The sequence below is a fragment of the Nostoc sp. genome, from assembly GCF_036917975.1.
Taxonomy (GTDB): domain Bacteria; phylum Cyanobacteriota; class Cyanobacteriia; order Cyanobacteriales; family Nostocaceae; genus Nostoc.
Window position 1 is genome coordinate 1 of sequence record NZ_JBALEJ010000093.1, and the last position, 6408, is coordinate 6408.

The 6408-nt window shown below is 39.4% G+C and carries 6 protein-coding genes; 3 read left to right on the top strand and 3 right to left on the bottom strand.

Going from position 1 to position 6408, the window contains the following annotated elements; translation table 11 throughout:
• Positions 1–418: 418 nt before the first annotated feature.
• Both V7K76_RS29235 and V7K76_RS29240 read right to left on the bottom strand, forming a co-directional pair.
• Entirely contained in the window at positions 419–892 is a 474-nt protein-coding gene (locus V7K76_RS29235) for a sunset domain-containing protein (protein ID WP_335030333.1), read from the bottom strand.
• 563 nt (positions 893–1455) lie between these two features.
• Positions 1456–3579: a sensor histidine kinase gene (locus tag V7K76_RS29240; protein ID WP_334780229.1), complete on the bottom strand. Its 2124-nt coding sequence runs from the start codon at positions 3577–3579 to the stop codon at positions 1456–1458.
• A 76-nt stretch (positions 3580–3655) separates the two neighbouring features.
• Here V7K76_RS29240 and V7K76_RS29245 point away from each other — a divergent pair, with 76 nt between their 5' ends.
• The 3 genes from V7K76_RS29245 (at position 3656) to V7K76_RS29255 (ending at position 5741) form a co-directional block, all read left to right on the top strand.
• Complete coding sequence (locus V7K76_RS29245) at positions 3656–3943, top strand: hypothetical protein (RefSeq protein ID WP_334780230.1); 288 nt, start codon at positions 3656–3658, stop codon at positions 3941–3943.
• A 214-nt stretch (positions 3944–4157) separates the two neighbouring features.
• Entirely contained in the window at positions 4158–4307 is a 150-nt protein-coding gene (locus V7K76_RS29250) for a hypothetical protein (RefSeq protein ID WP_334705778.1), read from the top strand.
• Between the two features lie 81 nt (positions 4308–4388).
• The gene (locus V7K76_RS29255; RefSeq protein ID WP_334705777.1) at positions 4389–5741 is read left to right on the top strand and encodes a serine/threonine-protein kinase; all 1353 of its coding nucleotides are present in this window, start codon (positions 4389–4391) and stop codon (positions 5739–5741) included.
• Positions 5742–5885: 144 nt separating this feature from the next.
• Here the strand turns inward: V7K76_RS29255 and V7K76_RS29260 are convergent, their stop codons facing one another.
• The gene (locus tag V7K76_RS29260) at positions 5886–6098 is read right to left on the bottom strand and encodes a hypothetical protein (RefSeq protein WP_334780232.1); all 213 of its coding nucleotides are present in this window, start codon (positions 6096–6098) and stop codon (positions 5886–5888) included.
• Positions 6099–6408: the final 310 nt, after the last annotated feature.

Below are 6408 nucleotides of genomic sequence, written 5' to 3' on the forward strand. Positions count from 1 at the left end.
ATTCTATCGGGTATCTCTCCAAAATTGTCGAAATGGTGAACCCATTGTAAAGGTTGATCCACAATGCCAATTGTTCTCCCGGATATACCAGAACGCTAGCCCCTATCTCAAAAGCTACACTAGCCATCTTTGGATGTGCAACAATCAGTCGAGGAAGTATTTGAAAAATCAAAAAAGGCAGAAGGCAGGAGGCAGAAGGCAGAAGGAAAACCTCTCCCATAAAGGGAAGAGGTATGAAGCGGATGAATATGTTCTCGTGCTACGCATCGCACTTCGTGCCGCTTCGCTAACGCAAAGAATGTTTTTAATTTTTTGCCCACAAGGGGCAAGGTTTGTACCTTTTTCTTCCTTCTGCCTTCTGCCCTCTGCCCTCTGCCCTCTGCCTTTCTTTTTATCAACTGCCTTTGCCCTGTTTAGATTACTTAGGCGCACGGAAACCGGCAAGTTGTGCTGTTGCTGGATCTTTAAAACAAATATCCGGTTTGACTTTTTCGTAATCTAAAGTTTTGGGAAGGTGATAAATGTTGCCTCTCTTATTCGTAATTTTGCCTTTTACCTGTGCATCACTTGGGCAAGTTGTTTCGTTTTGTGGTTTCACTCCAAGATTTTGTGCTGCGGCTAAAACTGCTGCTTTATTCGCCGATACTGGCTTCTTAGAGCTAGAAGTTGTATTTCCACCAGGGATAGGACTAGAGGCAGGACTAGATACAGGACTAGAGGCAGGACTAGGTACAGGACTAGATGCAGGACTAGGTACAGGACTAGATGCAGGACTAGCTGGAGCAATCGCAGTTGGTGTTTGAGGCGTAGTGGTAGTAGATTCTTCCGGTTTCTGACCACAACTACTTAGCATCAGTACTGTACCTAACGTCAATACCATGCTTAGTGACATTCGTTTAAGTTGATTGTTCATTGCGATTAAATCTTGCTCCTCACCCTAAATATATTTAATTCCCAACATTTTACCCGATACTGACTTCATCACTCGCCACATCGCTAGCGCTTAAATAAGTGGTCGCCTAACCGTAACCAATTGAACATTGGGTAGGATGCAACGCTAAAACTGAACTCTACCACTGAAATAACTACCACTGTCCCTATAATCAGGTAGGTTGAAAAAAGAACTATTCAGTATTACTCATATACCTTTCGCTGGTTACAAAGAAAGGCAGAGGGCAGAGGGCAGAAGGCTTTTATGAAAGAAGTACTAATAAAAACTTTAGTTGTGGGTTATTGCCCACTAGTATAAAAAGATTTGTGTCGATAGCGCAGCGTTAGCGAGTCTACGAGCGTCGCGGAAAGTGCCACGAGACACAAGGCGTCCTTACTTCAATCCCACGTTTTTAAACGTGGGTTCCCTTCAGCATAGCTGCCTCCTGCCTTCTGCCTTCTGAAAATATTTATATATTCTGGAAACTTTTATTAGTTCTTATTAGTGAATAAGCTCCGTTTTTCCTAACCTCTATTAGATTTTTGAATAATGGGTATTTGGATGATAAATTCTGTACCTTTGCCTGGGGTAGATAAACACTCCAGCCTACCATTATGTTTCTCCGTAATTATTTGGTAACTGATTGATAAACCAAGCCCAGTCCCCTTACCTATCGGTTTGGTAGTAAAAAAGGGGTCAAATATTTTGGCTAGTTGTATTTCTAGTATTCCCAAAGCATTATCTCGAATATGGATAGTAATTGTTTCTGGGCTAATTTGTTGGGTACGTATCTGAATTTGAGGTGGAATAGGATTTTTTTCTATTGATTCTTCCAGAGCATCAATTGCATTACTGATGATGTTCATAAACACCTGATTTAACTGTCCAGGGTAACATTCGATGAGGGGTAAATATGCGTATTCTTTTATGACTACAATCTCACCCCGCCCCGGTTGGGATTTCAGACGATGATTCAAAATCATTAACGTACTATCAATTCCTACATGAATATCCGCTAACTTACACTCTGCTTGATCTAGACGGGAGAAATTACGAAGAGAAAGAACGATTTCTTGAATGCGCTTACTACCTACTTCCAGAGAATCTATTAATTTGGGTAAATCCTGCTGTAAATAATCGAAATCTATTTCCTCAATTAACTGATTAATTTCCCTATTGCTTTCTGGATATGAATGCTGATATAGCTGCAATAATTGCATCAGGTTATTTATATAATTACTTAAAGGGAATAAATTTCCATAAATAAAACTAATCGGGTTATTAATTTCGTGGGCAATCCCTGCCACCATTTGACCCAGACTAGACATTTTCTCTATTTGAACTAACTGGGATTGAGTCTCTTTTAATTCTTTTAAAGTAGCTTCTAATTTCTTCATCTGTTTTTCAATTGTCTCTTGTCTCAGTGATAATTGTTCTGCCATCTGATTGAAACTTGTTGCCAATTCTCCAATTTCGTCTTCCGAGAAAATTTCTGCTCTTTCTGTCATTTCTCCTTGGGAAAACTTTTGAGCTACTTGTATAAGATGTTTGACTGGATGAGTAATCGCTCTTCCTAAAATTCTTGCTAATCCAATATTAATTATTAATGTGAAAATGGCGATGGCTGTTTGTAATAATAGACTCTCTCTTAAGAGGATATTTAAATATGTTTCCGGTGTACCCCTTACTAATATTGCCACCGATTGCCCTGCATGATTAACAAGTTTTTTCGCAGCAATAGTATAAGTTTGTCCTTGCAGAGAAATACGCTCAGTCACAATCTGATTCTTTGTGGCGAGCGCACTTGTCAATAGGGATGTAGTTGGTAGTGGTAAATTTAGTAAATATTTTGTTTTTTCTCCTTTCTGGTCTTCATGGAAATGATTCGTCTCAATCGCAGCAGTTGCTAACTGCAATTCTCCTCTAGAAGATTGGAAATAAACTGCACTATAACCACCATCTTCTGCATCTAAGGTTTCAGTAACAATAGGTCGTTTTTGATTAACAATATCCCCAGATAACAAAGCAGCGATAACCTGATGACTTTGTGGATCTTTTACTGCTGTAACTGTGTAGCGAATTAAGGCTTCTTGCCCTCTAAATTTTGGTGGCAAAGGAGGATTCTCTTTGGCTAATTCTTCCCAGGTAACAATTTCGCTGGTTTTGATTTGGGAAGGTTTCTTAAAAATCTCTGTCAACAATTTTTGTGGGTTAAATATTTCCCCTGTGCGCTCATGATTAGCATTCGCAATAATTCGGAAATCTCGCCCCACCAATGTCGCATATTCTATTTTTCTAGCTTGAATTTCATTTTTCAATATTTTCTTAATTTTCTGTTGTAACTCCGGGCTTAATTTCTGGGATTTATTATGTTCTTGAGCGGCGGTAATAATTGCCAAGTTATCAGATTGTCCTCGAAAACCAAATCCCATCTGATTAACTTTAATATTATAATTAATCTCCGTCACAGCTAGTTCCGACTTGGCCTGGTTGACTAAAACACTTCGTCCACTACTAATAATTAAAATCGCTCCTGTTCCTACCAATCCCAAAATAGAAATTACTTCGGAAGTGAACAAGGCAATTAGCTGTTTCTGTCGAATTGGTAATTTATAAAACCATTTGAAATCAATACCTTTCTTATCCATAGATACCAGAAATATTAGAGACAACTAAACCAGAAAATATCCTACTAAATTCAAAGCCACAATAGTTCCCGATCAGATGTTTATTTTAAAATTGGCATTTCTTGCCAGCATTCTTGACATGATGCAGCCGCCCTGGTCGATTAGACTGTTTTACTCTTCAGTTTCTAAAGAGCGAATTAACTCTCTAATTACATCAGTTGCTGGTCTTCCCGTCATTGAGCAGTGTTTCTTAAAGAATCTAAATACTTTTGTCGGTTCAACTTGTGCATTCAGCCGTTGCAGAACTATAGGCAGTTCATCAGGTGTCAAAATCGTAAAGCTATTGTCGGGTAATACTTTTATGTTGATTGAGGTTGCTGACTGAGAATAAAACCTCGATAAGGGAGTAATATGAATCCTCTTAGTTTTAGTTTATTCAAAACAGGGTCTTGTTTTCAGTTTTCCCTCAGCAGTAGCTTTTCTAACACAAAAGCTCCCAAACCGAATCTTCACACCAGATTTCCTAGCAACGCCCCACATCAGCAGAACTTTCGGCAGTAAGAGAGAAAATCGATTGGCTACGCTTTGCTTTAAGAGCGATGTCTACGACGGGCTGTCCGGTGTCGCCACTTTATCCATCCCCAGATTTCCTTACTCAGCAACCCATCACCAGCAACCATGTCTGTTGGCTGCTGTCAGAAGAAGCTCAAAGTCGCGGATGCCTGGGGTTGCCAAGAAATAGCCAGTAGGTCATCTTTTTTAGTGAAAGGGGCGTTTGCATGGGAATACTTTATATATATATTAATTGCAACAAATAGAACTCTTATAGTATGAGCTATTGTACTAATATTGATTGCCTGCGTCCGCAAAATTCTGAAATCTCTCGTTTTTGTAATAGTTGTGGTCAGGAATTGTTACTCAAACAGCGATATCGCCCACTCGCTGTCATTGGACGCGGTGGCTTTGGGAGAACGTTTTTAGCTATTGATGAACATCTTCCAGAACAACCCAAATGTGCAATCAAACAGCTATGTTTTCAAGAGGAAAACACTGAAATTTGGCACAAGGCAGTCAAATTATTTCACGAGGAAGCACTTCGTCTTAATGAATTAGAACACTCTCAAATACCCAAATTACTAGCGCAATTTGAACAAAATAACAAGTTTTATATCGTCGAAGAATTAGTAGATGGACAAACACTCGCCCAGGAATTACAACAACAAGGTGTTTTTCAAGAACCGCAAATTTGGGAGATATTAAAAAGTTTATTGCTCACACTCCAATTTGTCCATTCCAGACAAGTAATCCACCGAGATATTAAACCGGAAAATATTATGCGTCGTTCGGTTCGAGGAGACTTAGTTTTAATAGATTTTGGAGTTGCTAAACTCGCCACTAATACGAGGCAACTTCGTACAGGCACAATAGTAGGTAGTCCAGAATATATTGCTCCCGAACAAATGCGAGGAAAGGCATTACCAGCTAGCGATCTGTACAGTTTGGGTGTAACATGTATTTACTTACTCACCAATGTTTCTCCCTTTGATTTGTTCGATATTACTAACGATTGCTGGGTATGGCAAAAACATTTACCAGCAAACAATACTGTTAGCGTTCACCTCTGTGAAATCTTAGATAAACTTTTACAAAATGCCGTTTCTCAACGCTTCCAATCTGCAACAGAAGTATTGCATACACTAGAGCAACAACCTAAGAAATTGCTAAATATTTCTAATTATCAGACAGTAAGTACTATTAATTACACACATTTGCGTGGTTTATTAGCAAAAGGAAAATGGCAATCAGCAGATCGAGAAACTTGGGAACTAATGTCTCAAGCACTAGCAAAGCCTAGAGGTAGTTATATATTTAGTAGTGATGTTGAAAAAATTCCCTGTCCACATTTGCAGACTATTGACCATTTATGGGTGAATTCCAGTCAGGGACGCTTTGGTTTTAGTGTACAGACACTTATTTATAAAAACGTCAATGGAGATTATGGTATTTTTTGTCATCAAGTTGGTTGGTATATATACAGTTATACTTCTGCCAACTCGGAATTTGATTTTAGTCTCAAAGCACCAATCGGTCATTTACCCTCACGTATTTGGATTGGTGGTTCTCAACCGTGGCGATACCCCAATGCTTTAGCTATAAAACTAGCAGCTTGTAGTATTAGTTAGTGGGATTGAATGAATGCACTATAGAGTTCACGTATCTAAATGCCTAAGTACCGAATGGCACGCTTGTTAAGCTGAAATCTGCTTCATGGCAGGGTGTTGGGGTAGTGCTAAGAGACATTCAATGGACGAGTCTGAAACCTAGCTCTATTCTTCCATATATACATAATATTTTTGATAACCACCCAAATCACGGTTTTGCTCAAAGAGTCTACGATTATCATTAAGCATTTTTTTAATTACAGAATCATCCGGTGGCACTGCTGTTCGCAATAGAGCAAATAAAAACACAACCTTCTGGTTCGGAACCCGGAAATTGGGTAGCCCGAAGCGTTTAGTTTTAACTGGATACAGTAAGATTGGCCCAGTTCAAAATCGCGGATGTCGTCTGTGATACGTTGCCTGATGCTGACTTCTAAACTAATCGTTGTGTACTTTTGTTCCTCCCGATTGAACGTACTTTGTTCACTATTGATATCTCCGGCGAACTTGATGTGGGTTGATTAGCAAACTGAGTTAAGGATTTGATTACGCCAATCAGATCAGTGAGCAAACTTGATTAAATCATCTGCTCCCGCAGCGGATACGCGATGTCTACATCGGTAAACTACGCTCATCTTTTCCTCGCTTGAATCGGGAGAGCGAGGAAGTGCGGTGGCTATTGGGCGTC

What these genes read in the sequence shown, in the direction of transcription:
- V7K76_RS29235 (WP_335030333.1), bottom strand. Translation starts at nt 892, where the DNA reads ATGTCACTAAGCATGGTATTGACGTTAGGTACAGTACTGATGCTAAGT.
- V7K76_RS29240 (WP_334780229.1), bottom strand. Translation starts at nt 3,579, where the DNA reads ATGGATAAGAAAGGTATTGATTTCAAATGGTTTTATAAATTACCAATT.
- V7K76_RS29245 (WP_334780230.1), top strand. Translation starts at nt 3,656, where the DNA reads ATGTTTATTTTAAAATTGGCATTTCTTGCCAGCATTCTTGACATGATG.
- V7K76_RS29250 (WP_334705778.1), top strand. Translation starts at nt 4,158, where the DNA reads ATGTCTACGACGGGCTGTCCGGTGTCGCCACTTTATCCATCCCCAGAT.
- V7K76_RS29255 (WP_334705777.1), top strand. Translation starts at nt 4,389, where the DNA reads ATGAGCTATTGTACTAATATTGATTGCCTGCGTCCGCAAAATTCTGAA.